26 protein-coding genes and 1 pseudogene are annotated in these 25492 nt (G+C 31.0%); 18 read left to right on the forward strand and 9 right to left on the reverse strand.

Translation table 11 applies throughout. The features are described from left to right. Positions 1-59: 59 nt before the first annotated feature. From BTO04_RS12500 to BTO04_RS12515, 4 genes are read left to right on the forward strand one after another with little or no spacing between them, the layout of a single operon-like run. A complete protein-coding gene (locus tag BTO04_RS12500; RefSeq protein ID WP_087564815.1) occupies positions 60-1286 on the forward strand; it encodes an Nramp family divalent metal transporter in 1227 nt (408 codons plus the stop codon). Beyond that, complete coding sequence (gene pxpA / locus BTO04_RS12505) at positions 1287-2018, forward strand: 5-oxoprolinase subunit PxpA (RefSeq protein WP_087564816.1); 732 nt, start codon at positions 1287-1289, stop codon at positions 2016-2018. Next, entirely contained in the window at positions 2011-2742 is a 732-nt protein-coding gene (gene pxpB, locus BTO04_RS12510) for a 5-oxoprolinase subunit PxpB (protein WP_087564817.1), read from the forward strand. Before pxpA ends, pxpB begins: the two co-directional genes overlap by 8 nt. Next, positions 2735-3586 carry a biotin-dependent carboxyltransferase family protein gene (locus BTO04_RS12515; RefSeq protein WP_087564818.1) on the forward strand — a complete coding sequence of 284 codons (852 nt, stop codon included), beginning with the start codon at positions 2735-2737 and terminating at the stop codon, positions 3584-3586. Before pxpB ends, BTO04_RS12515 begins: the two co-directional genes overlap by 8 nt. Positions 3587-3638: 52 nt before the next feature. On the opposite strand, the gene BTO04_RS12520 is transcribed toward BTO04_RS12515, so the two are convergent. From BTO04_RS12520 to BTO04_RS12530, 3 genes are all read right to left on the reverse strand, one after another. Next, positions 3639-6029, reverse strand: a complete 2391-nt coding sequence (locus BTO04_RS12520) for a sodium-translocating pyrophosphatase (RefSeq protein WP_087564819.1) — start codon at positions 6027-6029, stop codon at positions 3639-3641. 151 nt (positions 6030-6180) lie between these two features. Further along, positions 6181-6714: an inorganic diphosphatase gene (locus tag BTO04_RS12525; protein WP_087564820.1), complete on the reverse strand. Its 534-nt coding sequence runs from the start codon at positions 6712-6714 to the stop codon at positions 6181-6183. Positions 6715-6880: 166 nt separating this feature from the next. Further along, a complete protein-coding gene (locus tag BTO04_RS12530; protein ID WP_087564821.1) occupies positions 6881-7858 on the reverse strand; it encodes a pyruvate dehydrogenase complex E1 component subunit beta in 978 nt (325 codons plus the stop codon). 212 nt (positions 7859-8070) lie between these two features. On the opposite strand from BTO04_RS12530, the gene BTO04_RS12535 reads away from it, so the two are divergent. From BTO04_RS12535 to BTO04_RS12555, 5 genes are all read left to right on the forward strand, one after another. Then, positions 8071-8817, forward strand: a complete 747-nt coding sequence (locus BTO04_RS12535) for an electron transfer flavoprotein subunit beta/FixA family protein (protein WP_087564822.1) — start codon at positions 8071-8073, stop codon at positions 8815-8817. Positions 8818-8918: 101 nt separating this feature from the next. Next, positions 8919-9881 (forward strand): electron transfer flavoprotein subunit alpha/FixB family protein, encoded by a 963-nt coding sequence (locus BTO04_RS12540; protein WP_087564823.1) that lies wholly within the window; start codon positions 8919-8921, stop codon positions 9879-9881. 410 nt (positions 9882-10291) lie between these two features. Then, entirely contained in the window at positions 10292-10903 is a 612-nt protein-coding gene (locus BTO04_RS12545) for a bifunctional nuclease family protein (protein ID WP_087564824.1), read from the forward strand. A 12-nt stretch (positions 10904-10915) separates the two neighbouring features. Next, entirely contained in the window at positions 10916-12664 is a 1749-nt protein-coding gene (locus BTO04_RS12550; RefSeq protein ID WP_087564825.1) for a NupC/NupG family nucleoside CNT transporter, read from the forward strand. Between the two features lie 58 nt (positions 12665-12722). Further along, complete coding sequence (locus tag BTO04_RS12555) at positions 12723-13547, forward strand: thymidylate synthase (protein WP_087564826.1); 825 nt, start codon at positions 12723-12725, stop codon at positions 13545-13547. Positions 13548-13602: 55 nt separating this feature from the next. Here the strand turns inward: BTO04_RS12555 and BTO04_RS12560 are convergent, their stop codons facing one another. Beyond that, on the reverse strand, positions 13603-13899 hold the full coding sequence (locus BTO04_RS12560; protein WP_087564827.1) for an isoamylase early set domain-containing protein: 297 nt from the start codon (positions 13897-13899) through the stop codon (positions 13603-13605). 302 nt (positions 13900-14201) lie between these two features. Here BTO04_RS12560 and BTO04_RS12565 point away from each other — a divergent pair, with 302 nt between their 5' ends. Next, a complete protein-coding gene (locus BTO04_RS12565) occupies positions 14202-14690 on the forward strand; it encodes a dihydrofolate reductase (protein ID WP_087564828.1) in 489 nt (162 codons plus the stop codon). On the opposite strand, the gene BTO04_RS12570 is transcribed toward BTO04_RS12565, so the two are convergent. Beyond that, positions 14691-15122: a DUF6146 family protein gene (locus BTO04_RS12570; RefSeq protein WP_087564829.1), complete on the reverse strand. Its 432-nt coding sequence runs from the start codon at positions 15120-15122 to the stop codon at positions 14691-14693. 100 nt (positions 15123-15222) lie between these two features. On the opposite strand from BTO04_RS12570, the gene BTO04_RS12575 reads away from it, so the two are divergent. The 4 genes from BTO04_RS12575 (at position 15223) to BTO04_RS12590 (ending at position 19652) form a co-directional block, all read left to right on the forward strand. After that, positions 15223-15783, forward strand: coding sequence for a DNA-3-methyladenine glycosylase I (locus tag BTO04_RS12575; RefSeq protein ID WP_087564830.1), 561 nt, complete (start codon positions 15223-15225; stop codon positions 15781-15783). Further along, a complete protein-coding gene (locus BTO04_RS12580) occupies positions 15783-16544 on the forward strand; it encodes a hypothetical protein (protein WP_087564831.1) in 762 nt (253 codons plus the stop codon). Before BTO04_RS12575 ends, BTO04_RS12580 begins: the two co-directional genes overlap by 1 nt. 46 nt (positions 16545-16590) lie before the next feature. After that, positions 16591-18621, forward strand: coding sequence for a dihydrofolate reductase (locus BTO04_RS12585; protein ID WP_087564832.1), 2031 nt, complete (start codon positions 16591-16593; stop codon positions 18619-18621). A 113-nt stretch (positions 18622-18734) separates the two neighbouring features. Next, positions 18735-19652, forward strand: a complete 918-nt coding sequence (locus BTO04_RS12590; protein ID WP_087564833.1) for an ion channel — start codon at positions 18735-18737, stop codon at positions 19650-19652. Positions 19653-19658: 6 nt separating this feature from the next. Here BTO04_RS12590 and BTO04_RS12595 read toward each other — a convergent pair whose 3' ends face one another. Further along, complete coding sequence (locus BTO04_RS12595) at positions 19659-19823, reverse strand: hypothetical protein (protein ID WP_368356228.1); 165 nt, start codon at positions 19821-19823, stop codon at positions 19659-19661. A 292-nt stretch (positions 19824-20115) separates the two neighbouring features. Between BTO04_RS12595 and BTO04_RS12600 the strand changes: the two genes are divergently transcribed. The 4 genes and pseudogenes from BTO04_RS12600 to BTO04_RS12615 all read left to right on the forward strand — a co-directional run. Continuing rightward, positions 20116-20838 (forward strand): SDR family NAD(P)-dependent oxidoreductase, encoded by a 723-nt coding sequence (locus BTO04_RS12600; RefSeq protein WP_087564835.1) that lies wholly within the window; start codon positions 20116-20118, stop codon positions 20836-20838. A 164-nt stretch (positions 20839-21002) separates the two neighbouring features. Next, positions 21003-21389: a nucleoside triphosphate pyrophosphohydrolase family protein gene (locus BTO04_RS12605; RefSeq protein ID WP_087564836.1), complete on the forward strand. Its 387-nt coding sequence runs from the start codon at positions 21003-21005 to the stop codon at positions 21387-21389. A 142-nt stretch (positions 21390-21531) separates the two neighbouring features. Further along, complete coding sequence (locus BTO04_RS12610) at positions 21532-21765, forward strand: hypothetical protein (protein ID WP_157662464.1); 234 nt, start codon at positions 21532-21534, stop codon at positions 21763-21765. Between the two features lies 1 nt (position 21766). After that, a pseudogene (locus BTO04_RS12615) lies at positions 21767-22075 on the forward strand (hypothetical protein); the annotation flags it as partial. A gap of 116 nt (positions 22076-22191) precedes the next feature. Here the strand turns inward: BTO04_RS12615 and BTO04_RS12620 are convergent. The 3 genes from BTO04_RS12620 to BTO04_RS12630 are packed head-to-tail and all read right to left on the reverse strand — an operon-like array spanning position 22192 to position 25205. Continuing rightward, complete coding sequence (locus tag BTO04_RS12620; RefSeq protein WP_087564838.1) at positions 22192-23616, reverse strand: MutH/Sau3AI family endonuclease; 1425 nt, start codon at positions 23614-23616, stop codon at positions 22192-22194. After that, positions 23603-24907 (reverse strand): DNA (cytosine-5-)-methyltransferase, encoded by a 1305-nt coding sequence (dcm, locus tag BTO04_RS12625; protein WP_087564839.1) that lies wholly within the window; start codon positions 24905-24907, stop codon positions 23603-23605. The genes BTO04_RS12620 and dcm overlap by 14 nt, the downstream gene beginning before the upstream one ends. Further along, positions 24897-25205, reverse strand: a complete 309-nt coding sequence (locus tag BTO04_RS12630) for a helix-turn-helix domain-containing protein (RefSeq protein WP_087564840.1) — start codon at positions 25203-25205, stop codon at positions 24897-24899. The genes dcm and BTO04_RS12630 overlap by 11 nt, the downstream gene beginning before the upstream one ends. Positions 25206-25492 lie beyond the last annotated feature (287 nt).

A 25492-nucleotide genomic window follows, 5' to 3' on the forward strand; every position in this document is an offset into this window, starting at 1 on the left:
TAAGAGGTGTTTTTTATTTTAATAAAGTATCTTTAGTGATCAATTAAATATTTTTTTATATGATAAAAAATTGGTTTAAAAATGTTGGCCCAGGTACTTTAATCGCTGCCGCTTTTATTGGGCCAGGAACCGTTACACTTTGTACATTAGCAGGTGTAAATTTTGGGTTTAATTTATTGTGGGCAATGTTGCTTTCTATAATTGCAACCATTGTTTTGCAAGAAATGGCTGCAAGATTAGGGATCATTTCTCAAAAAGGACTATCAGAAGTAATTAGAGAAGAAATTAAAATTCCTTTTTTTAAACAGTTTATCACTTTTTTAATTTTAGCTGCAGTTGTTGTAGGTAATGCTTCTTATGAAGCAGGAAATATTAGTGGTGGTATTTTAGGTTTAGAAACTATTTTCGGAAAATCAATTCTTAACATTGGCTCAGTTTCTTTTAATTTAATGAGTTTCTTAATCGGTTTTATTGCTTTTGTTCTTTTGTATATTGGGAATTATAAATTTTTAGAAAAAGCCTTAATAACCTTAGTTCTAATTATGAGTACTTCTTTTTTAGTTACAGCTATTGTAACAAAACCGAACCTTATAGAAGTTTTTAAAGGAATGTTTATTCCTAAGTTTCCAGAAAAAAGTTTATTAACTATTATAGGTTTAATTGGGACTACTGTAGTGCCTTATAATTTGTTTTTACATGCTTCTTTAGTAAAAGAACGTTGGCATAAAAAAGAAGATTTATCTTCGGCAAGAAAAGATACAATCATCTCCATAATTTTGGGGGGATTGGTTTCTATGGCAATTATAATCTCTGCAGCTGCAATACAAGTTAAAGGTATTTCTAACGCTGCAGATTTAGCAAAAGGTTTAGCGCCTTTGTATGGCGAATTTGCAAAATACTTTTTGGCATTGGGTTTGTTTGCAGCAGGAATAACTTCTGCCATTACTGCTCCTTTGGCTGCAGCTTATGTAGCAAAAGGATGTTTAGGGTGGAAGGTAGGTTTGAAATCTAAGAAATTTCGATTTGTTTGGATTACCATTTTGTTTTTAGGAGTGTTGTTTTCATCAATAGGTATAAAACCTATTGAAATTATAAAATTTGCGCAAGTTGCAAATGGTATGTTGCTACCAGTAATTGCAGGGATTTTATTATGGATTATGAATAAAAAAGCTGTTTTAGGGAAGTTTGTTAATAGTAAAACTCAAAATGTTTTAGGGTTTGTAATTTTAGCAATCACATTTTTTTTAGGCGCAAAAGGTATTTTAAAAGTTTTTAACTTTATATAAATGAAGGTAGATATTAATTGCGATGTTGGAGAAGGGATGACAAATGAACATTTGTTAATGCCTTATATTACTTCATGTAATATTGCTTGTGGAGGCCATTTTGGTGATAAAAACTCTATTGATAAAACAATCAAATTGGCAATTGAAAATAATATTTTAATTGGAGCGCATCCCTCTTTTCCTGATACACAAAATTTTGGAAGAAATGTAATGGATATTTCCAAGGAAGAACTTCGAATAAGTATTCAAAATCAGTTGGATTTATTTGTAAAAAGACTGTCTAAATTCAATGAAAAATTACATCATATAAAACCTCATGGAGCGTTGTATAATTTAATTGCATCTGATGAAGCTTTTGCAATTCATTTTGTTGAGACCATTAAGAACTATACCAAAGATGTTTTTTTATATGTTCCTTATAATTCAATGATTGAAAAAGTGGCAATAAGTAATAACATAGCTATAAAACAGGAAGCTTTTGCTGATAGAAATTATACAGATGATTTAAAGTTGGTTTCTAGAAATCACGAAAATGCAGTAATTACGGACCCAGAAGAAGTTTTAAATCATGTTTATAAAATAATTAATGAAGGCAAAGTCAAAACAACTTCAGGTACCGAAAAAGTAATAAAAGCAACTACTTTTTGCCTTCATGGAGACCATAAAAATTCTTTGGCTATTTTAAAATACCTATCTCATCAACTTCTTAAAAAGGGAATTATAATTGGTTAAAGAAATTACATATAAACCTTTTGGAGCGAAAGCAATTTTAATTGAATGGGATTCAATTATAAATGATGAAATCTTAGCAGATATTTTAAGTTTTAAACATAAAATAGAAACCCTTAGAGAAGGTTTTTATACTGATTTAATTGTTGGTTATAATTCGCTAACAATTAAATATAGCAATCAGTTTGATGCTTATTTAAATGAAGTTGAAGCGTTACGTGTTATTTACAAGTCAAATTTAAAAGCACAAAAGAAAATAAATTATATATGGGAAATTCCTGTTTGTTATGAATTAGAATTCGGAATAGATTTAGAAGCGGTTTCTCAAAAGTTAAATGTATCAATAGATGAAGTTATTAAACTACATACAAATAATTTCTACACAGTTTTCTTTATCGGTTTTTTACCAGGATTCTTATATTTAGGAGGATTGAATGAACACTTATATTTTGAAAGAAAACCAAACCCAAGACTAAACGTTGCAAAAGGTTCAGTGGCTATTGGAGGAAAGCAAACAGGTGTGTATCCATTTGAAAGTCCGGGAGGTTGGAATATTATAGGGAAAACTCCCATTAATTTATTCAATATAAAAAAGGACAACCCTTGTTTTGCAAAAGCAGGAGATAAAATTCAATTCAAATCAATTTCTTTGAATCTGTTCTGTCAAATTGAAAAAGAAATAGCGCAAGATCAATATCAAATCTCTAAAACGGTGTTAGATGATTAAAGTTTTAAAAGCTGGTTTTTATGCTTCAATTCAAGATAAAGGTAGAGTAGGTTTTGCTTCTATAGGTGTTCCTGTTTCTGGTGTAATGGATGGTTATTCTGCAAATATTGCAAATAGTATTTTAGGTAATTCTTTAGAAGATGCGCTGCTCGAAATTACTTTTGGAGGAACTCAATTACAGTTTTTATCTGATACATTTATTTGTCTTTCTGGAGGTGATTTTTCCCCTAAACTAAATAATAATTCAATTCAATTAAACGCAAGAATTAAAATAACCAAAAACGATGTTTTATCTTTTGGGAAAATTAATTTTGGAGTACGAACTTATGTAGCTGTTTTTGGAGGTTTTCAAACTGAAAAAATCTTAGGAAGTAGAAGCTTTTATAAAAATATAACTACTAATTCTGTAATAGAGAAGCATATAGTTTTACCAATAAATAAAACTGAAGAACATTTTGATGCGACTAATTCTTCTATGAAAATTCTAAAATCTCATTTTGAGACCAATGATATAGAATGTTATAAAGGTCCAGAATTTAATTTATTAAATGAGAAACAAAAGAAACTACTCTTTGAACAATTATTTATGATATCAAATGATAACAATAGAATGGGTTATAGATTAAGTGAAATCATTAATAATGAATTACAATCAATTTTAACCTCAGCAGTTTTACCTGGTACTGTACAAATAACCACTTCTGGAAAGTTAATTGTTTTAATGAGAGATTGTCAAGTAACAGGAGGTTATCCAAGAGTGCTTCAACTTACAGAAAAAGGAATTAATAAACTTTCTCAAAAATCGACAAATGATAAATTTAGGTTTGTTATAGAAAATTCATAAAAAGAAAAAGCATCCAAATTTGGATGCTTTTTCTTTTTATGAATTGAGGTGTTTATTCTTTCTTCTCAACAATAACTTCAACCTTCTCTGAGATTTCATTTTTGTTTTTAAGAACATTTACAGAAACAATTTTTCCAGCTTCTTTAGCTTTCATTTCTATTTCTTCAATAGTACCTCCAATTTTTTGAACTTCTTCAGTTACTAAACCATCAATAGTTTTGGTCGTAATAATTGTAGCCATTGCTAATTCACCAGAAGTTTTTTGAATTTCAATTTTAACTTCTTTCTTTGTTTTATTGTAATCAGAAACAGCAGCGCTATTTAAAGCAATACTTGGAGCGATTACTAGTGCCACAACAGACATTAATTTTAAAAGAATGTTTAAAGAAGGACCAGAAGTATCTTTAAAAGGATCTCCAACTGTATCTCCTACAACTGCAGCTTTGTGCGCATCAGTTCCTTTTCTTCCTTGTTCTTCAATTGTTTTCTTAGCGTTGTCCCAAGCTCCACCTGCGTTAGATTGAAAGATTGCCATTAATACTCCACAAGTGGTAACACCTGCAAGAACTCCTCCTAACATTTCAGCACCACCAATAAATCCAACGGCAACAGGAACTACTATTGCTAATAATCCTGGTAATACCATTTCTCTAATAGAAGCTTTTGTAGAAATATCAATACATTTTCCATAATCAGCAACACCATCAGCAGCATCAAAAATAGCTCTATCTTCTTTAGAAGCTTTGGTCATATCAGAATCATACTTACGCATCACTTCTAAAGCAGCTTTTAATTGAGGAATGTCTCTAAATTGACGTCTAACTTCTTCAATCATTGCCATAGCAGCTCTACCAACAGCATTCATAGACAATGCAGAAAATACAAATGGCAACATACCACCAACTAATAAACCAGCCATAATTTGTGGCTGAGAAACATCAATAGAAATAACATTTGCTGTTTTCATAAATGCAGCAAATAAAGCCAATGCAGTTAATGCTGCAGAAGCAATTGCAAAACCTTTACCAACAGCTGCAGTTGTATTACCAACAGCATCTAATTTATCTGTACGCTCACGTACTTCTTTAGGCAATTCTGCCATTTCAGCAATACCACCTGCATTATCACAAATAGGTCCGTAAGCATCTACTGCTAATTGAATACCTGTGTTTGCCAACATACCAACAGCTGCAATTGCAATACCGTATAAACCTGCAAAATGATGTGATACCATAATAGCAGCAGCAATTAAAAGAGTTGGAATCATTGTAGACATCATACCAACACCTAAACCTGCAATAATAGTTGTTGCCGCTCCGGTTTCCGATTGTTTTACAATAGACATTACAGGTTTTTTACCTGTAGCTGTATAATATTCCGTTATTTTACCAACACCTAAACCAGCAACTAAACCAGCAATTGTTGCCCAAAAAACACCCATTGCTCCGAAAGGTAAACCTTCAATAGATTCTGGAATTAAAGCATTAATAATAAAATAAGAAGCTATAACCATTAAACCTGCAGAACCAAATTCTCCAATGTTTAATGCTGTTTGTGGGTTTCCACCGTCTTTTACTTTTACAAAAAATGTACCTAAGATAGACATTATAATACCTACAGCTCCAAGAACTAAAGGTAAATAAACGGCTCCTAAACCATCAAAATTTGGTGTTAGAATAAAAGCTCCTAAAACCATTGTACCTATAATAGAACCAACATAAGACTCGAATAAATCTGCACCCATACCAGCAACATCTCCTACATTATCACCAACATTATCTGCAATAGTAGCAGGGTTTAGTGGATGATCTTCTGGAATACCAGCCTCAACTTTACCCACTAAATCAGCACCAACATCAGCTGCTTTTGTATAAATACCACCACCAACACGTGCAAATAATGCAATTGATGAAGCTCCTAATGAAAAACCTGATAATACGTTAAGTACCATTGATAAGTTTTCTTCTCCAGGCCACATACTTTGATATAGCATAAACAAACCACTTAATCCTAAAATACCTAATCCTACAACACCTAAGCCCATTACAGCACCACCAGCAAAAGCAACTTCTAATGCACGGCCTAATGATTTTTTTGCAGCTTGTGTAGTTCTAACATTTGCTTTGGTTGCAACTTTCATTCCTATAAAACCTGCTAAGGCAGAACAAATAGCTCCTATAATAAATGATACTGCTACCATTCCGTTTGAGCCTACTTCATTTGTTCCTTTAAAGAATAATAAGATTGCTACTGCAACTACAAAAATTGCTAAAACCTTATATTCTGCTTTTAAAAAAGCCATTGCTCCATCTGCAATGTTTTTTGCTATACGAGACATTTTTTCATCACCAACTTCTTGCTTTGAAACCCATCCGCTTTTTATAAAAACGAAAATTAAAGCTACAATACCAAAAAGGGGTAAAAATTTTACTATTAATTCCATACTTGTTTAGTTAATTTAGTTAAGTTAATTAAAATTTAAAGTGTTAAAAGTAGTTAAATTAATGTGATAAAAAAAACCACCTTTAATTAAAGATGGTTCATTTTTCTTGCAGAATATTGTTAATATGGTAATTATATAGTAAAAAATTTAATTATATAGTAAATGTTCTTTTTTTCTTGTGTTCACTATTGTCATAACGAGCTACACACTCATTATAAATTTTTAACGCTTCTTCAGCATTTCCCCATCCACCAGTATCAACTTTTTTCTTTTCTAAATCTTTATAAACTTGAAAAAAATGTTCTATTTCTTTTAAACGGTGTGGGTTTAAATCGGCAATATCCTTTTTGTCACTCCAAATAGGGTCGGATATAGGTACACAGATAATTTTTTCATCGGGTCCTTTTTCATCAGTCATATGAAAAACACCAATTGGTTTTACTTCTATAACACACATAGGGAAAGATGGTTCATGGCCTAATACTAAGACATCCAATGGGTCTCCATCTAAAGCTAAGGTTTCTGGGACAAAACCATAATCTGCAGGATACATCATTGAAGAAAAAAGCATTCTATCAAAACGTATTTTATGTAAATTAAAATCGTATTCGTATTTATTTCTACTTCCTTTAGGGATCTCTATCAGTACATCAAATGTTACCGTTTTCTTTTCTTCTTTACTCATTGTTTTCCTTTCTATTAATAATTTGAACTTTGGTGTAAAAATAATGAATATTTTAGATTTTTATACATAATTTATGCAACGGTTTTCGGAAAATAAAAAAGGCATAAAAGTAAAGCCCTTTTTCTGATGAAAAAGGGCTTTACTATATAAGGAATGAACTATTATTTTATAAATATAAAACTTCTTTTACTGCTTTAATAACATCGTTAGAGTTAGGTAGCCATTTCTCAAATAAAACTGGAGAATAGGGTGCAGGCGTATCTGAAGTTGTAATTCTTTTAATAGGAGCATCTAAATAATCAAATGCTTGTTCTTGAATTCTATATGTGATTTCTGATGAAACACTAGCAAATGGCCATGCTTCTTCTAAAATAACTAATCTATTTGTTTTCTTAACAGATTTTAAGATTGCATCATGATCCATTGGGCGAACAGTTCTTAAGTCGATAATTTCTACAGAAATACCTTCTTTAGCCAATTCTTCACCGGCCTTGTAAGCTTCTTTAATTATCTTACCAAAAGAAACAATGGTAACATCTGTACCTTCTCTTTTAATTTCTGCAACACCAATAGGAATAATATATTCACCTTCAGGAATTTCCATTTTATCTCCATACATCTGTTCAGATTCCATAAAAATTACGGGATCATCATCTCTAATAGCCGCTTTTAATAAACCTTTTGCATCATAAGGATTAGAGGGTACAATTACTTTTAAACCAGGTGTGTTTGCAAACCAGTTTTCAAAAGCCTGAGAATGTGTTGCTCCTAATTGACCTGCAGAAGCTGTTGGGCCTCTAAAAACAATAGGACAATTAAATTGACCACCAGACATTTGTCTAATTTTTGCAGCGTTGTTTATAATTTGATCAATTCCCACTAAAGAGAAGTTAAACGTCATATATTCTACAATAGGTCTGTTTCCATTCATAGCAGAACCAATAGCAATACCAGCAAAGCCTAACTCTGCAATTGGAGTATCAATTACACGTTTTGCGCCAAACTCATCCAACATTCCTTTACTAGCTTTGTAAGCACCATTATATTCGGCAACTTCTTCACCCATTAAATAAATGCTTTCATCTCTGCGCATTTCTTCGCTCATCGCTTCGCAAATTGCTTCTCTGAATTGAACTGTTTTCATCTAAGTTTTGTTATTATATATTATCTAGCAAAAGTAGGGAATAATTGCCATTTTTTTTGACTCGCTTTTAGAAAAGGCCATATTTCTTTCAAAAAACACTCAATCGTTTTCGTAAATTGTTAAGTAATTAAAAAAATACTATGCATGCATAGTATTTTTTTAAAAAAAAGCCGTAATTTCGCCTTCATTAAAAATCAATAAAAATAGAATTTATGAAAATATTGGTATGTATTAGTCATGTGCCTGATACCACTTCAAAAATTAACTTTACGGAAAATGATACAAAGTTTGATACAAATGGCGTTCAGTTTGTAATTAATCCTTATGATGAGTTTAGTTTAACGAGAGCCATGTGGTTTAAAGAAAAACAAGGAGCAACTGTAACTGTTGTAAATGTAGGTAGTTCTGCTACAGAACCAACTTTACGTAAGGCTTTAGCAATTGGTGCAGATGATGCAATTAGAGTAAATATGGAACCAACAGATGGTTTTTTAGTTGCAAAACAATTAGCAGAAGTTGTAAAAAACGGTGGTTATGATTTAGTACTTGCTGGTAGAGAATCTATAGATTATAATGGAGGAATGGTTCCTGGAATGCTAGCAACCTTAACAGATTTTAATTTTGTTAATGGTTGTGTTGGTATGGAAGTTGACGGTACAAACGTTTCTGCAACGAGAGAAATTGATGGAGGAAATGAAGTTTTAAGTACTTCTTTACCATTAGTTGTTGCAGGGCAAAAAGGTATTGTAGAAGAAAAAGATTTACGCATACCAAATATGCGTGGAATTATGATGGCGCGTAAAAAACCATTACAAGTAATAGAAGCTACAGATGCAAATGCAACTACAACAATTCAGTCATTTGAAAAACCAGCACCAAAAGGAGCTGTAAAATTAGTAGCTGCAGATAATGTAGATGAGTTAATTAACTTGTTACATAACGAAGCAAAAGTGATTTAATTTTTAATTAAATCATTCCGAACTCTATTCGGAACCTATTTAAGATTAAAGAAAGTATTAATAAGATCCTGAATTTAGTTCAGGATAAAAAAAATAAAAATATGTCTGTATTAGTTTTTGCCGATTCATCGGAAGGAAAATTTAAAAAAACTGCTTTAGAAGTAGTTTCTTACGGAAAAAAGATTGCAGAACAACTAGGTAGTTCAGTTGTTGCATTAACCATAAATGCTGGAGATGTATCAGAATTATATAAATATGGAGCAGAGAAAGTAGTTACAGTTTCTAATGATTCTTTAAATACGTTTAATGCAAAAGCATATGCATCAGTAATAAAACAAGTAGCTATTGCTCAAAATGCAACAGTTTTAATCATCGATTCTAGTATAAATGGTTTGTATCTTGCGCCAATAGTTGCGGTAGGTTTAGAAGCGGGTTATGCATCTAACGTAGTTGCATTGCCAGGTAATACAAGTCCTTTTACAGTTAAAAGAAAAGCGTTTTCTAGTAAAGCATTTTCAAATACTGTAATTACATCTGATAAAAAAATAATTGGATTAGCAAAAAACTCTTATGGAGTTTATGAAAATTCAGTTGCAGGAACAACAGAAAGTTTTGAAGCGACTGTTTCTGATGCCGATTTTGGTGTAAAATCAGAAAAAGTAGAAAGAGTTACTGGTAAAGTAACAATTGCAGATGCAGATATTGTAGTTTCTGCAGGAAGAGGTTTAAAAGGACCAGAAAATTGGGGAATGATAGAAGAATTAGCAGGCGTTTTAGGCGCTGCAACAGCTTGTTCTAAACCAGTTTCAGATTTAGGATGGAGACCTCATGGAGAACATGTTGGGCAAACAGGAAAACCTGTGGCATCTAACTTATATATTGCAATTGGTATTTCAGGCGCAATCCAACATTTAGCAGGTATTAACGCATCAAAAGTAAAAGTAGTTATTAATACAGACCCAGAAGCTCCGTTTTTTAAAGCAGCAGATTATGGTATTGTTGGTGATGCTTTTGAAGTGGTACCTCAATTAATAGAAAAGTTAAAAGCATTTAAAGCTTCGTAATCGTATTTGGGCGTTCCCAAATTATTTGAAGAAATAATATTTTATAAACCTATCAAGAATGTCTTTTTTGATAGGTTTTTTGTTTTAAGGTCCTTGTGACAATCAGTTTCAAATAATTTCGTCAGGCTTTCAGCACTCGCTTTTTTTAGGCTGAATTTATTTTAAGTACCTGTAATTATTTATAAGTAATTTATTGTTTATAGAAGATATTGAGACGAATTCAGCATAAAAAAGAGCTCAAACAAATGCCTCAATCCTTAACGCAGGCAGAAGTTGTATCAATAAATGTATTTTTTAAGAAATAAAGCATTTACGCTATTATTTTTATTAAATTGTGCCCACAAAAAAGTAAGTACTATTTTCAGTTAACTTAAAAAAAGATTCCTTTTTTGTAATATGTAGAAAGAGATATGAGTTTAATAAAACTAACCATAAAAGGTATTTCTTATAGCCAAACCCAAAGTGGCGCTTATGCATTAGTGCTAAGCGAAATGGAAGGAGCAAGAACTTTACCTATAATTATTGGCGCTTTTGAGGCACAATCTATTGCAATTGCTTTAGAAAAAGAAATTAGACCTCCAAGACCACTTACACACGATTTATTCAAAACTTTTGCAGATCGTTTTTTAATTACTGTAAAAGAAGTAATTATTCATAAATTGGTAGATGGCGTTTTCTTCTCTAGCTTGGTTTGTGAAAGAGAAGGGGTAGAAGAAATAATTGATACAAGAACTTCAGATGCAATTGCAATTGCAGTTCGTTTTCTAGCACCAATTTATACCTACGAGAATATTTTAGATAAAGCAGGTGTGTATTTAAAGGTTGAAGAAGAGTTATCACTTAAAGAAACATTAGAACCAGAAGAATCATCTTTAGACATAGATGAAATAATAGCTAAAAAAGAAGATCGTTTTTCAAACTTATCATTAGAGGAATTGCATACTGAATTAGAAGCTGCAGTTGATGATGAAAACTACGAACTTGCCGCAAAAATTAGAGACGAAATTAGCAAACGAGCTTAATTTATCAATTTTATGAAAAAAATATTTTTAATTACCTTTTGTTTTATTTCTGTTGCTCTTTTTTCTCAAAATATAGAACAAAATTGGAACTTTTCTTCCGTAGAAAAATCAGATGGAACCCCTGTTTTAGAAACAAAAGAAGGAGATCTGTTCTCACTTTTTGATGGAAAATTCAATTACACTATTTCTGGTAAAGACAATTTAAAAGCTTCAGGAAACTATATTCGTCAGAATAATTTGTTGATTTTTAATTTTAAAGAACCTAAAGATACTGTAAGATATTACAATATTGTTGCTTTTGACAATGCCAGTTTAACACTCTCTGAAAATGATGTTATTTATACGTTTTCATCACCAGAATATGCTGAAACTTTACTTCCTCAAGAAGAAGTAAAATTAGTAGTAGATGAAACAAAAATAAATACAGCAGAAGCCTCTAGTTCAATAATACCAAGTGCAGGATTTTCTACAAAAAGTTTATGGAGAGGTCTTCTAGGAATGTTTTCTTTATTGCTAATTGCATTTTTATTTAGTGCAAATAGAAGAGGAATAGATTGGAAAACAGTGGGTTTAGGGTTGGCTTTTCAGCTTGTAATTGCGGTGGGTGTTTTAAAAGTACCATTTATACAAAATGTATTTGAATTTATAGGGAAAATTTTTATAGAAATTTTAAATTATACAAGAGCAGGAAGTGAGTTTTTATTTAGTGGCTTAATTACAGACATGGATTCTTTTGGGTTCATCTTTGCATTTCAAGTTTTACCAACCATTATTTTCTTCTCAGCATTAACTTCTTTGTTGTTTTATTTAGGTGTAATTCAGTTTATAGTAAAAGCTTTGGCAATGTTATTGTCTAAAATTTTAAAAATATCTGGCGCAGAAAGTTTGTCTGTTGCAGGTAATATTTTCTTAGGCCAAACAGAAGCTCCGCTATTAATAAAAGCCTATTTAGAAAAGATGAATAAGTCTGAAATACTTTTAGTTATGATTGGTGGAATGGCAACAGTAGCAGGTGCCGTTTTAGCAGCTTATATTGGCTTTTTAGGTGGTGATGATGAAGTGTTAAGGTTAATGTATGCAAAACATTTATTAGCAGCATCTGTAATGGCTGCTCCAGGAGCAATTATTATTTCTAAAATTTTATATCCACAAACAGAAAAAGTAAATACAGATGTACGTGTATCGCAAGAAAAAATAGGTTCTAATATTTTAGATGCTATTGCAAATGGTACAACAGAAGGCTTGCGTTTAGCAGTAAATGTAGCCGCTATGTTATTAGTTTTTATTGCTTTTATAGCAATGCTAAATGGAATTTTAGGCTGGGTAGGAGATGTCACTTCTTTAAATTCTTGGATGGCAGCAAATACTCCTTATGCGCAATTTTCTTTAGAAGCCATTTTAGGATATGTTTTTGCACCATTAATGTGGTTAGTAGGTGTTGCAACACCAGATATGGCTTTAATGGGCCAGTTATTAGGAATTAAATTAGCTGCCAGTGAGTTTGTAGGTTATATACAATTAGCAGAGTTAAAGAATGTAGCAAATGCAACTCATTTAACGTATAATAAATCTATAATTATGGCAACGTATATGTTATGTGGTTTTGCAAATTTTGCTTCTATTGGAATCCAAATTGGAGGTATTGGTTCTTTGGCTCCAGGGCAACGTAAAACATTATCAGAATTTGGAATGAAAGCCTTAATTGGAGGTACAATTGCTTCTTTAATGTCTGCTACGATAGCAGGAATGATAATAGGATAAAATGTAAGCGTGTAATTGTTTAAACGGTTACATAAATAAACAAATAAAGGATTAAACAATGCGTCAATACCACGATTTAGTAAAACACGTTTTAGAAAACGGAAACGAAAAAGGAGATAGAACAGGTACAGGAACAAAAAGTGTTTTTGGGTATCAAATGCGTTTTGATTTAAGTGAAGGTTTTCCAATGGTAACTACTAAAAAGGTGCATTTAAAATCTATTGTATATGAATTACTTTGGTTTATAAAAGGGGACACAAATATTAAATATTTGCAAGAAAATGGTGTTAGAATCTGGAATGAATGGGCAGATGAAAATGGAGATTTAGGTCCTGTTTATGGACATCAATGGCGTAATTGGAATAGTGATGAAGTAGATCAATTAAAAGAAGTAATTGCTACATTAAAAAGCAATCCAAATAGTAGAAGAATGTTAGTTTCTGCTTGGAATCCATCAGTTTTACCAGATACTTCTACCTCTTTTTCAGAAAATGTTGCCAATGGTAAAGCGGCTTTGCCTCCTTGTCATGCCTTTTTTCAGTTTTATGTTTCTGAAGGAAAGTTATCTTGTCAATTATACCAAAGAAGTGCAGATATCTTTTTAGGAGTTCCTTTTAATATTGCTTCTTATGCATTATTTACAATGATGATAGCGCAAGTTTGTGGGTATGAAGCAGGAGAGTTTATTCACACTTTTGGAGATGCTCATATTTACAATAACCATAAAGAGCAATTAGAACTGCAATTATCTAGAGATATTAGAAAATTACCAACGATAAAAATGAATCCAGCAATAAAAAATATTGAAGATTTTACTTTTGAAGATTTCGAACTACTAGATTACAATCCACATCCTCATATTAAAGGAAAAGTAGCGATATAAAAAAAAGAGCTTTCAAAATTTGAAAGCTCTTTTTTACCTTTTCATAGCATTTACTTTATAAAGCTAATACACTGTTTTCTGCACTTGCAAAATCATTCCAAGTAAGCCCATCAGCTTCTTCATCATTTACATAGGCACCATCAACTAGGTATCTAAATTCATAAGAATTTTTAGACGCTAAATCAACAGTTCCTTTGAAAGTTCCGTTTTTTAATTTTTTTAATGGAGTTGTTTCAGCATTCCAATCGTTAAAACTACCAACTACCGCTACGTTGTTAGCTTCTTCAGCAAGTAAACTAAAAGTTACTTTACAAACTGGTTTGCTTTTTAAAAATTGTTTTTTAATTGCCATAATTTATTTATTTCATAATTTTTTGTAAATGTATGTAAGAATAGATATACAGCAAATGATAAATATCCTGAATTGAGAAAAATTATCATTTTAATAATTTCATTCAATAAATTATATGTTTTTCTAAAATAAATCATGAGTAATTTGCTTTATTTTTAAAATTTTAAGGAATTATTTCTACTTGATTTTCAGTGTTTTTACATCGAAATCGAATTCGTAAAATGGTTTTTAACGTCAAAATTCGATTAAAACGTCAAATCTCAAAACATTTGCTGTAATTTAGCATAAAATCAACATGTTATATGGTTACAATAATTGCTGCAATTGCACATAACAATGCTTTAGGGAAAGACAATGATTTAATTTGGCATTTACCTGCAGACTTAAAAAGGTTTAAAAACGTTACAACGGGGAATCATATTCTAATGGGTAGAAATACTTTTGAGTCTATTGGTAGACCTTTACCAAATAGAACTACCATTATTATCACTAGAAATGATAGCTATTTTAAAGAGGGTTGTTTAATTGCGAATAGTATAGAAAATGCGATTGATTTAGTTGAAAATGATGCTGACATTTTTCTTATTGGAGGCGCTCAAATTTATAAAGAAGCTATTGAAAAAAACTTAGCACAAAGATTAGATATTACGCTAGTTCACCATGGATTTGAGGCAGATGTTTTCTTTCCTGAAATAGATTTAACTATTTGGAAAGAAGTTACTCGTGAAGACTTTAAAGCAGATGAGAAAAATAGCTACGATTATAGTTTTGTAAGTTATCACAAAATATAGTTACCTTATTCTACCAGAAAAACCAGCGCCCAAACGCATTTTATATTTTTGTTGCGCAAACATAAAATAATTATAAAGCTTGTAGTTTACTTCATAACCATAATTTGTATTTGGTTGGTAGTCTATTACGTTTTCATAGATATTAGCATTGTATTGAAGCGGGTTACTAGCTCTAATATTCCAATTTGTAACAAATATTCTGTTACGTGTTTCTAAATAACTTTGAGAATAATAGCCTTCTGGACGTGCAACAGAATTTAAAAATAAATTAAATCCGGGATCTATAATTATAACTTCATACTCCAGACTATCATTTGCAATAACTACAGGTTTTTCATTTTCTGTAGTTTTATTTTTTAAAGGAGATGAACTACATGCCCATATAAATATACTAATAGAAAACAATAAGAGAAGTTGTTTTAAAAGTTTCATAATCAAGGAATTTAGCCATAGTAAAGTTGCAAAAATTATTCCAAATTAGGTTGTTTTTTCATTTTTTTAACATTATTTTCATCTTTTAAAAAATGAAAATATGAAGAACAGGTGCTTTTGGTTAAATAAGGATGAAATTTATATTAAGTATCATGATAGTGAATGGGGAACACCTGTTTATGATGATGAAACCTTGTTTGAATTTCTTGTGCTAGAAACGTTTCAGGCAGGTCTAAGTTGGATTACAATTCTTAAAAAAAGAGAAAACTTTAGAAAAGCATTTGATAATTTCGATTATCAAAAAATAGCAAAATATCCAGAGAGTAAGTACGAGTCTTTATTACAAGATGCAGGTATTATAAGAAATAAGCTAAAGATTAGAAGTGCAATTACAAACGCACAGTTGTTTATGGAGGTTCAAAATGAATTTGGTTCTTTTTCTAAATTTATTTGGAGTTATGTTGATGGTAAACCCATTCTAAATAGATTTCATAAAAAAGAAGAGATACCAGCAACTGCAGCTTTGTCTGATATGATTTCTAAAGATTTAAAAAAACGCGGATTTAAATTTGTAGGTTCAACTGTAATCTATGCATTTATGCAAGCAACAGGAATGGTCAATGACCATACTAAAGATTGTTTTAAATACAAAGAAATATAATGAGTGTTCTTTCAATTCCTAAACCAGAACTAAAAAAAATAATTAGCATCTTTAATAGAGAAATTGGGCGGTTTGTCTTTTTTGTTTTTGTCTTGTTTTTTGATAGTATTTATTTTGTTGAAAATGTAATAGATTCGCAAATTCTGATTAATGTTTTAATGCTCGCAGGGTTTATAAAAATGTATCATAGGTCAAATCCAAGAGCTAAAGAACTAATGATTTACGCCATAATTTTGGGTTTTGGTGGTGAGTATCTTTTTTCTAGAGGATTAAACATGTACACCTATAGATTAGAAAATGTGCCATTATATGTTCCTTTAGGCCATGCCGCTTTATACGGAAGAATATTTATGTTTAGTAAAGCTTCTGTTGTTCAGAAATATGAGAAAAGTATCGTGCAATTTTTTGCAGTTTGTATTTCGCTTTTTGCGCTTTCATATTTAGTTTTCTTTGCAGATATTTTTGGATTTGTAATGACAGCAGGTGTGTTTTTATTATTATGGAAAAGACCAAAAGATCGCTTATTTTTCTTTTCAATGTATATTTTAGTTGCAATTTTAGAAATTGGCGGAACCGCTTTTGGCTGTTGGAAATGGCCAGCAACTGCATTTGGAGTTTTTGAGTTTTTACCAAGTAATAACCCGCCAAGCGGAATAAGTTTGTTTTACTTTTTATTAGATATTGGGTGTTTTACAATTTATACACAACGACATAAAATTGCTTGGAATCGATTAAAAAAATGGAGAAGTTTAAAAGAGTAATTTTAAAAAAGCGTATATTTATAAATCAATTTAAATCAATTAACAGATGAATTTTAAACATATTATTTATGCCTTTTCAATGGTGGCATTATTTGCTTCATGCGCCATAGAAAAGAAAGAAGACATTGCTACTACAGAAACAGGAGAATTTAATCATTTTGTAGAAGATTTTGCAGATATTAAAGTTTTACGTTATACAATTGCTGGTTTTAATGAGCTTACGTTAAAAGAGAAAAAGCTAGTGTATTATCTAACACAGGCAGGTTTAGCAGGTAGAGATATTATGTGGGACCAGAATTATCGTCATAATTTAAAAATAAGAAAAGCCTTAGAAAAAATTAATAATCGTTATAGCGGAGATAGAGAAACAGCTGACTTTAAGTCTTTTAAAGTCTATTTAAAAAGAGTTTGGTTTTCTAACGGAATTCACCACCATTATTCAAACGATAAAATTAAACCCGCATTTACAAGAGAATATTTTGAAGATGAGTTGTTAAAAAAATCGAGAACAGAATTACCAAGAGACGTAATTGCTGTTATTTTTAATGATGCAGATAATAAAAAGGTAAATAAAAAAGCCGGAGTAGATAATATTTTAGCATCCGCAATTAACTTTTACGCACCAGATATTACAGACAAAGAAGTATCAGATTTCTATAAAACGGCTTACAAAGGTCCAGAAGGAAGACCTGTAGAAGCAGGATTAAATTCAAAATTAGTAAGAGAAGATGGCAAACTGGTAGAAAAAGTTTGGAAATCTGGAGGTATGTATGGTAAAGCAATAGACCAGATTATTGCTTGGTTAACAAAAGCAAAAGGAGTTGCAGAAAATGAGAAACAAGCAGCAGCTTTAGGGTTGTTAATTGAGTATTATAAAACAGGAAGTTTAGATGTTTGGGATCAATATTGTATTGCTTGGGTAACGTCTACAGAAGGAAATATAGATTGGATTAACGGTTTTATTGAGGTGTATAATGACCCAAAAGGGTATAGAGGTTCTTATGAAACAATGGTACAAATTAAAGATTTTGACATGTCAAGAAAAATGGCGGTTTTATCTGAAAAAGCACAATGGTTTGAAGACAATGCACCTTTAGATCCAGCGCATAAAAAAGACAATGTTGTAGGTGTTTCTTACAAAACAGTAAATGTTGCAGGTGAAGCTGGTGATGCTTCTCCAAGTACACCAATTGGCGTAAACTTACCAAACAATAATTGGATTCGTCAAGAACATGGTTCTAAATCTGTTTCTTTAGGAAACATTATTAGCGCTTACAGTAATGCAGGAGGAACAGGACGTTTAAAAGAGTTTGCTTTTGATGAAGAAGAAATTAGATTAGAAGAAAAATACGGACAAATTGCAGACAAATTACATACGGCTTTGCATGAAGTTGTTGGGCATGCTTCTGGTAAAATAAATGAAGGCATTGGGCAACCAAAAGAAACGCTTCAAAATTATGCTTCTACCATGGAAGAAGGAAGAGCAGATTTAGTTGGTTTGTACTTTTTAATGGACCCTAAATTACAAGAATTAGGATTAACGGATAATTGGAAAGAATTGGGAATTGCTGCTTATGATGGCTACATTAGAAACGGATTAATGGCACAATTAATTAGAATTGAGTTAGGTAAAGACATCGAAGAAGATCATATGGTAAACAGACAATGGGTTTCTGCTTGGTCTTTTGAACAAGGACAGAAAGACAATGTAATTGAGAAAGTTGTAAAAGAGGGTAAAACCTACTTTAACATAAACGACTATGATAAATTAAGAGAAATTTTTGGAAAATTATTACGTGAAACACAACGTATAAAATCAGAAGGAGATTTTGAAGCTGCAAAAAGTTTGGTAGAAGGCTATGGCGTAAAAGTAGACCAAGCGTTGCATAAAGAAGTTTTAAAAAGAAACGAGCAATTTACATCTAAACCGTATAGTGGTTTTGTAAATCCGGTTTTAGCACCTTTAATGGATGCTGAAGGAAACATTTTAAAAGTTGAAGTAAAACAACCAAAAGACTTTGAAGAGCAGATGTTGTTTTATTCTAAACACTATAATTTTCTAGGAACAGAAAATTAAAAGGTTTCTTATTCCTGCTATTTGTACTGTACTAGATTCAGTAAGGCAGTAATTTAATTGATAAAGTAAAAAAAACCGATTCTGAGAAGAGTCGGTTTTTGTATTTTTACAACATGGCAATAAAAATAAAAGATCCAGGTTTTGGTTATAATTCTAAGCAAAACGCAAAAGATATTATTAATGATGATGGCAGCAGCAATGTAATTCATGTTAATAGAAAAAAGAATATCAACGATTTATATTCGTATTTTATAGACATTTCTTGGGCCTACTTTTTTTTACTGATTGTACTTGCATATCTTTTGGTAAACATCCTTTTTGGATTGCTGTATGTAAGTATCGGCATTGAGCAAATAACCTCGCCAAAAGAATCTTTTCTTGAAAATTTTTTAAACGGATTCTTCTTTAGCGCTCAAACCTTAACTACAGTAGGTTATGGTGGCATTGCGCCCAGCGGCATTGCGGCCAACTTTATTGCTGTTTTTGAAGCCATGATTGGTTTGTTAAGTTTTTCATTTATAACAGGGTTATTGTATGGTCGTTTTTCAAAACCAAAAGCAAATATTAAGTTTAGTGATAACATTATTTTACGCGATTTTAAAAAAGAACGTGCCTTGATGTTTCGTTTAATGAATCGTAGAAAAACAGTAATGATTGAGCCAGAAATTAAGGTGACTTTAGCGGTTACAGAGAAAGATGTAAAAGGCAATTTTATACGTAATTTTTACACCCTAAAATTAGAGCGAGACAAGATTATGTATTTGCCAACAGTTTGGACAGTGGTGCATCAAATTGATGAGAAAAGCCCATTGTTTAAATATTCTAACGAAGAAATAGCCCAATTAGACGCGTTCTTGTCTGTTTTGGTGAGTTATCATGAAGAATCTTTTGCTCAGAAAGTATATCAGATATATTCGTATGATTTTGATGATCTTACGGTAGATGTAAAATATGTGCCTTCTTATGGTTTTGATGCAGAAGGGTATACCGTCTTAAATCACGAAAAATTAAGTGAAGTAGAAAAAATGTAAGGCAGCTTACACTTCAGATAAAATACGAATTGCCATAAAAATAATGACAATTAATCCGCCGTAAATAATTACTTTTTTTCCAGCGCCTTTATAATAACGCTCATGGTTTTTAAGATCCTTTCTATAGCTCCAAATCATTAAAGCTAAAAAAGCAATGATAAAAAAAATCATAAAAATAATTCTTCCAGTGGTAAAATAAGCACTTAAAAACATAATTTAGGTTCTTTGTAAGTTGTGAATTAATAAAAAAAAACACCTTAAAGCGGCGCTTTTAGGTTCCATTAAAATTGTTATTCCCGTGAAAAAAGGAACCGCAATAAAAGATTTTTGATTTTCGAACTTTTACAAGGCAATAATCAGCAATCTTTATTAACACAAAAGTAGCCTTTATTTTTCAGAAAGTTTCTATATATTGTCTGTCTAAAATCAATAAAAAATTGATTTTTACTAAATTATAAACTGTATGAAGAACGCCATCGTTTTTGGAGCCACTTCTGGTATTGGTAAATCGCTTACAGAAATTCTTGTAAAAGAAGGATATCGCGTTGCAGTTACTGGTAGAAGATTAGAAAAGTTAGAAGCCTTAAAAACAGCATATCCCACGCAAATTTTAGTAAAACATAATGACATACAAGATCTGGAAGCGGTAGAAAAGGTTTTTACTGAAATTGTAAATGAGTTTAAAACCATCGACTTGGTAGTACAATCTTCTGGTGTTGGTTATGTAAACCCTAAATTAGAATGGGACAAAGAATCGCAAACCATAAATACCAATGTATTAGGCGTTACTAAATTATATGTGTTGGCATATAATTTATTTAGAAAACAACAATTTGGGCATTTAGTAGGCATCTCATCTATTGCCTCTATAAGAGGAAGCAGATCTGCGCCTGTATATTTTGCATCAAAAGCCTATCAAAAAGCGTATTTAGAGAGTTTGTATCTTAAAACAAAAACGATTAAATCTAAAAAGGTATTTATCACAGACATTCGCCCTGGTTTTGTAGATACACCAATGGCTTTAGGAGAACACGTTTTTTGGTTGGTTCCTGTAGAAAAATCTGCAAAACAAATATACACCGCCATTAAAAAGAAGAAAAGAGTTGCCTATGTTTCTAAACGTTGGGTCTTAGTTGCTTGGGTTTTAAAAATTGCACCCGCTTGGTTGTTAAAAAAGATGATGTAAGGTTTAGTTGGCAGTTTTTAATTGACAGTTGGCAGTTGACAGTTCAAGTAATTGCGACTTTCGTGGCAATTGTAGTGAAAACAAGAATAACAAAGAAAGAATAATAAATAAAATAAGAATGTCATTCCGATGAAGAATGAGGAGGAATCTTAAAAATAAAATATATGAAACACAAAATAGCAGCAGTAACCCAATTTCACACCGCATTTAAATTAAACATGAATCAAAAACCAATTGCACATATTGGAGAAGACAGAAATAGGCTTCGTTTTAATTTAATGAAAGAAGAAAATGAAGAATATTTAGAAGCTGCTCAAGAGAATGATTTGGTTGAGGTTGCAGATGCGTTGGGCGATATGTTATACATTCTTTGTGGTACTATTATAGAACATGGTATGCAAGACAAAATAGAAGAAGTCTTTAATGAAATACAACGCAGTAATATGAGTAAGTTAGGCGAAGATGGTAATCCTATTTACAGAGAAGATGGTAAAGTACTAAAAGGACCGAACTACTTTAAACCGAATATTGGGGAGATATTGGATAGGTAGTATTCTTTTTAAGAGTTTTTTTTAATATACCTTACGTAAAGTCATGAAAATGAGACTTATTGTATGTTGACTTACGTTAAATAACATACTATTTTTGATTAAAATTAGTCTTGTTATGAAAGAAATTAAAACAGGTCAAATAGTGAAATTTCATACACCTAACTATGATGAAGATCCTGAACAACTTTATTTAGTTCTTGAATTTATGGAACATGGAGAGAAATCTAGAGCTAGGATACAAACATTAAACACAGGTATTTCATTTCCTTGGACTACTATCGTTTATGCTAAAGATTTAGAAGTTGATGAAGTACAAACGATGCAATTAGAATATTACCTTGAATTTGGGAAGCATGAAGTAAGCACTAATACCTAGTATTGGAGAAGACAGAAATAGGCTTCGTTTTAATTTAATGAAAGAAGAAAACGAAGAATATTTAGAAGCTGCTCAAGAGAATGATTTGGTTGAGGTTGCAGACGCGTTGGGCGATATGTTATACATTCTTTGTGGCACTATTATAGAACACGGCATGCAAGACAAAATAGAAGAAGTCTTTAATGAAATACAACGCAGTAATATGAGTAAGTTAGGGGTAGATAGAGAACCTATTTACTGAGAAGATGGTAAAGTACTAAAAGGACCGAACTACTTTAAGCCGAATATCGGTGAGATATTGGATAGGTAAATAGAGTTTTTGTTAATGTTCTAGTATGTTGGAATTAGCGGTTTAAAATCGCTAACTTTTCAGACTATAACTGAACTTTATTTTATTTTTTTACTTTCGTTTTAGCATCTAATCCGCTATTTTTTATTTATAATTTTTTCTGTAAATGATTTATTTAACCAGAAACTCTGCCAAGAAATTTTAATTTTTGAAAACTCAAAATAAGGTTTATCAATATCTTTAGAATTTTTAGCGTGAGGTCTGATATGTATTATTTCCGTATCACTTGACTTTAGTAAATTATTTTCTTGCCTTGTTCCTTTGCCGTGTTTTACGTCATTGACTTTAACCCCATTTTTGACAATACTCTTTGCTTTCTCCCATTCATTATAGATAGTAGATAATTCCGATTCATTTGCCTTCCAAAAAACAGATTTTCCTATTTCCCAAGTTTTCCAATTTTTATATCGATATTTTGATTTACCATTAACAATGTATTTTTCCTTTTCTTTAACTACAGGAATAAAGATATAACCTTGATTAATTATATTCTTGAAATCTGCTTCATTTTCACCATTCCATTCTTCTTCAGTTAAATCAATAAGACTAAACTTTGGAAAAGACATTGCTTCCCAAGGTTTATTTTCTTTATTAACAGGAATTGTTTTTATTGTTATACCATTTTCCTCTAATTCAAGTATTCTTTTTTTATCATCAATTTTTAATATTCTATTGATTAATAAACTAAATCCAGATTTTGCGTTTTTTGAAAAGTCAACTTTGTATTTGTCAACAATGTTAATTAATTTGTTATCTTTTAATTCTTTATTAAGTTCATTTATAACATAATTTTGTGGTGTAATATCTTCCTCTAAATTAAGAGAAGAATACTTTATTTTGTTTTTGTTTTGATTGTAGTATACTTTTAAGTAACTGTGTTTTAAACTATAACTTCTTTGTTTTGCTTCTTTTTTATTGCCATACTTTACTAACTTTCCCGAACCAGATGTACAGGCTCCTAATATTTTACTATCACCTTCAGATAGTTGGTCAGCAATTTCAGATTTAACTTTGTATTGAATTCCTTTCCAGTCCTCTCTTACTACATTCTCACTTTCATTTTTAAGTTCATAGAATAAAGTTCCTTTAAAAACAAATTCCTTCCAATCCTTATAAGTTTTTCCAATTGGTTGTTCATAAAGTAGAAATAATATTTTCTCTATTTTTTTCTTTACATCTGCTGAACTCCATTCTTCATCAATAATTTTATTATAGTTTATTGATTTTAATTTGGATCTTTCCTTTGGCTGTATTTTATTACTTATTTTCCTTAACGGTAACACTTTTAGTTCAATATTTATGTTTTTTACATCTGGATTTGGGTCAGAATTAGGTGCATTACCTATTACTGCTTCAAGAATTTGACCAGCAATACCTTTATTGGTAGACAATGAAATATTTGGATATTCATTGTTAATAAAAGCAATAATACTTTCTAAGTTTTTATTTTCAAATTTTTTATAAAAATTTTCTAACTCTTTTACGTTATTAAAGTTTTTCATTTATTTGTTTATAAAGTGCTTTTCCAATTTTCTCAATAACTCCAACAACCAAAGCATTGCCCATAAAAAAAGCTCGTTTTGTGTCAGTAATTCCATCCAGTTTAGTGTGGTCATCTGGAAACATATTTAGTCGTTCCAATTCAACTGGCGTTAATCGTCTTAAACCTCTGTCTGATACGATTACATGTTTAAATCTTGAAGGAGATTTACCTCCTTCTCCTGTAATTATAGTTCTTGAAGCATTATCTAAAGCATCAGGGTAAATCATGCCGCCTTCAGAGTAATTATATTTAAAGCCTTCTTTAGAAATTCTTAAAATAGATTTAGAGCCTTTTAAATATTCCCACATTTCTTTTTCGGTAGTTATTATTTTCTCACTACCGTCTTTTTCCAAAATAGATTTTGGGCTCTTTAACTTATTGTCTTTAATGAAGAAATCGTCAGTTACTTCTCCATTTTGGAGAATATCACCTAAAACTGCTCTTTTTCCATCATAATTTGGCCTTGTTTTAGTTGTATAAACTTTTCCTTTAAAAAGTAATCCTGTGTTTTGAAAAGGAGAAAGTTTCCTTTCTTTATTAAAATCAGTCGTTATTTCTTCTAAACTTCCTTTGATTTCAAATTCTTCAATTTTATTTATTTTTTCTAAAGGGAAAGCATTTGCAATTGTTCCCTTTTCTTGAATCCAATCTGTTTTTTTTGATTTTGATATTCTTTTATATACTTCAGTTGATTTATGGTATCCAATGATAAAAGTTCTTCTTCTCCTTTGAGGCATTCCATATTCTCCAGCATTTATAACACGCCATTCTATAGCATAACCTAAATCATTTAAACTCTTTAGCATTACTGCAAAATCGCGACCTCTTTGTGATGCTGGCGATTTTAAAAGTCTATCTACATTTTCCAAAAACAAATATTTTGGTTTGTTTTTTTTGTCTTCTAAAATTTTGTGTATAGACCACCAAAGCACACCTTTTTTTCCTTTTAATCCTTTGGAATTATGTAATGTTGTTGCAACAGAATAATCTTGACAAGGAAAACCTCCAACCAATAAATCGTGATCTGGAATTTCCTCTATGTTTCTTGTTACAACTTCGTTTAAATCTTCATTTGAATGGTTCTCTTTTCCAAATTTTTTTTCATAAACCATTGATGCGTGTTGAACTTTCGTCGATGGTTCCCATTGATTACTCCAAACAATATCGTAATTATTACTTTTTTCAAGTCCAAGACGAAATCCACCAACTCCCGCAAATAATTCTGCAACTTTCATTTTCTTATTTCCCATTTTCTTGTGCTTTATAATAATTAATTTTTTCTTCAGCTACTTTTAGTATTTCTGATGTTGAATCTGTGTATTTTAGTTCTTCAGCAATTTTTTCCGAGTACCAATTTATTATTAATTTCCTTTCGGAAAGGCCATAAAATTTAGCGAGTCTCACTATTTGCTCCATTGTTGGTTTCCTTTCATTTTTTTCAAACTTGCTAATCAAAGATTGGTCAATATCAACTTTAGCCGCAACTTTTCGCAGAATCAAATCTTTTTCCTCTCTCGCACACTTTAAAGTATCACCTAATGTTTTCATTGGTCAAAATTGTTTTAGACAAATATTGTCCAAATTTAAAAAAACATTTTGGATTTTTAAGTTTTATTTCAGACTATTTTTATTCAGCTTGTTGTGATGGGAAATTTAAGGTTTTTCGTTTTTGGAGCGTTCGTATTCAGTTTTGGCAAAAACCGAAAGTGCTCAAATATGCGTTTGGTATTATTAAACAAAGTATTAAAACTGATATGGCATCATTTTAATAAACTTATATCAGAAGTTAGCGAAGTTATCATGAAATAAGGTTAGAAACAAACCAAACTATACGT

Source organism: Polaribacter sp. SA4-10, assembly GCF_002163835.1.
GTDB lineage: Bacteria > Bacteroidota > Bacteroidia > Flavobacteriales > Flavobacteriaceae > Polaribacter.

Coding starts and splice junctions, on each gene's coding strand:
- BTO04_RS12500 (WP_087564815.1), top strand. CDS start 60: ATGATAAAAAATTGGTTTAAAAATGTTGGCCCAGGTACTTTAATCGCT.
- pxpA (WP_087564816.1), top strand. CDS start 1,287: ATGAAGGTAGATATTAATTGCGATGTTGGAGAAGGGATGACAAATGAA.
- BTO04_RS12515 (WP_087564818.1), top strand. CDS start 2,735: ATGATTAAAGTTTTAAAAGCTGGTTTTTATGCTTCAATTCAAGATAAA.
- BTO04_RS12520 (WP_087564819.1), bottom strand. CDS start 6,029: ATGGAATTAATAGTAAAATTTTTACCCCTTTTTGGTATTGTAGCTTTA.
- BTO04_RS12525 (WP_087564820.1), bottom strand. CDS start 6,714: ATGAGTAAAGAAGAAAAGAAAACGGTAACATTTGATGTACTGATAGAG.
- BTO04_RS12530 (WP_087564821.1), bottom strand. CDS start 7,858: ATGAAAACAGTTCAATTCAGAGAAGCAATTTGCGAAGCGATGAGCGAA.
- BTO04_RS12535 (WP_087564822.1), top strand. CDS start 8,071: ATGAAAATATTGGTATGTATTAGTCATGTGCCTGATACCACTTCAAAA.
- BTO04_RS12540 (WP_087564823.1), top strand. CDS start 8,919: ATGTCTGTATTAGTTTTTGCCGATTCATCGGAAGGAAAATTTAAAAAA.
- BTO04_RS12545 (WP_087564824.1), top strand. CDS start 10,292: ATGAGTTTAATAAAACTAACCATAAAAGGTATTTCTTATAGCCAAACC.
- BTO04_RS12550 (WP_087564825.1), top strand. CDS start 10,916: ATGAAAAAAATATTTTTAATTACCTTTTGTTTTATTTCTGTTGCTCTT.
- BTO04_RS12555 (WP_087564826.1), top strand. CDS start 12,723: ATGCGTCAATACCACGATTTAGTAAAACACGTTTTAGAAAACGGAAAC.
- BTO04_RS12560 (WP_087564827.1), bottom strand. CDS start 13,899: ATGGCAATTAAAAAACAATTTTTAAAAAGCAAACCAGTTTGTAAAGTA.
- BTO04_RS12565 (WP_087564828.1), top strand. CDS start 14,202: ATGGTTACAATAATTGCTGCAATTGCACATAACAATGCTTTAGGGAAA.
- BTO04_RS12570 (WP_087564829.1), bottom strand. CDS start 15,122: ATGAAACTTTTAAAACAACTTCTCTTATTGTTTTCTATTAGTATATTT.
- BTO04_RS12575 (WP_087564830.1), top strand. CDS start 15,223: ATGAAGAACAGGTGCTTTTGGTTAAATAAGGATGAAATTTATATTAAG.
- BTO04_RS12580 (WP_087564831.1), top strand. CDS start 15,783: ATGAGTGTTCTTTCAATTCCTAAACCAGAACTAAAAAAAATAATTAGC.
- BTO04_RS12585 (WP_087564832.1), top strand. CDS start 16,591: ATGAATTTTAAACATATTATTTATGCCTTTTCAATGGTGGCATTATTT.
- BTO04_RS12590 (WP_087564833.1), top strand. CDS start 18,735: ATGGCAATAAAAATAAAAGATCCAGGTTTTGGTTATAATTCTAAGCAA.
- BTO04_RS12595 (WP_368356228.1), bottom strand. CDS start 19,823: ATGATTTTTTTTATCATTGCTTTTTTAGCTTTAATGATTTGGAGCTAT.
- BTO04_RS12600 (WP_087564835.1), top strand. CDS start 20,116: ATGAAGAACGCCATCGTTTTTGGAGCCACTTCTGGTATTGGTAAATCG.
- BTO04_RS12605 (WP_087564836.1), top strand. CDS start 21,003: ATGAAACACAAAATAGCAGCAGTAACCCAATTTCACACCGCATTTAAA.
- BTO04_RS12620 (WP_087564838.1), bottom strand. CDS start 23,616: ATGAAAAACTTTAATAACGTAAAAGAGTTAGAAAATTTTTATAAAAAA.
- dcm (WP_087564839.1), bottom strand. CDS start 24,907: ATGGGAAATAAGAAAATGAAAGTTGCAGAATTATTTGCGGGAGTTGGT.
- BTO04_RS12630 (WP_087564840.1), bottom strand. CDS start 25,205: ATGAAAACATTAGGTGATACTTTAAAGTGTGCGAGAGAGGAAAAAGAT.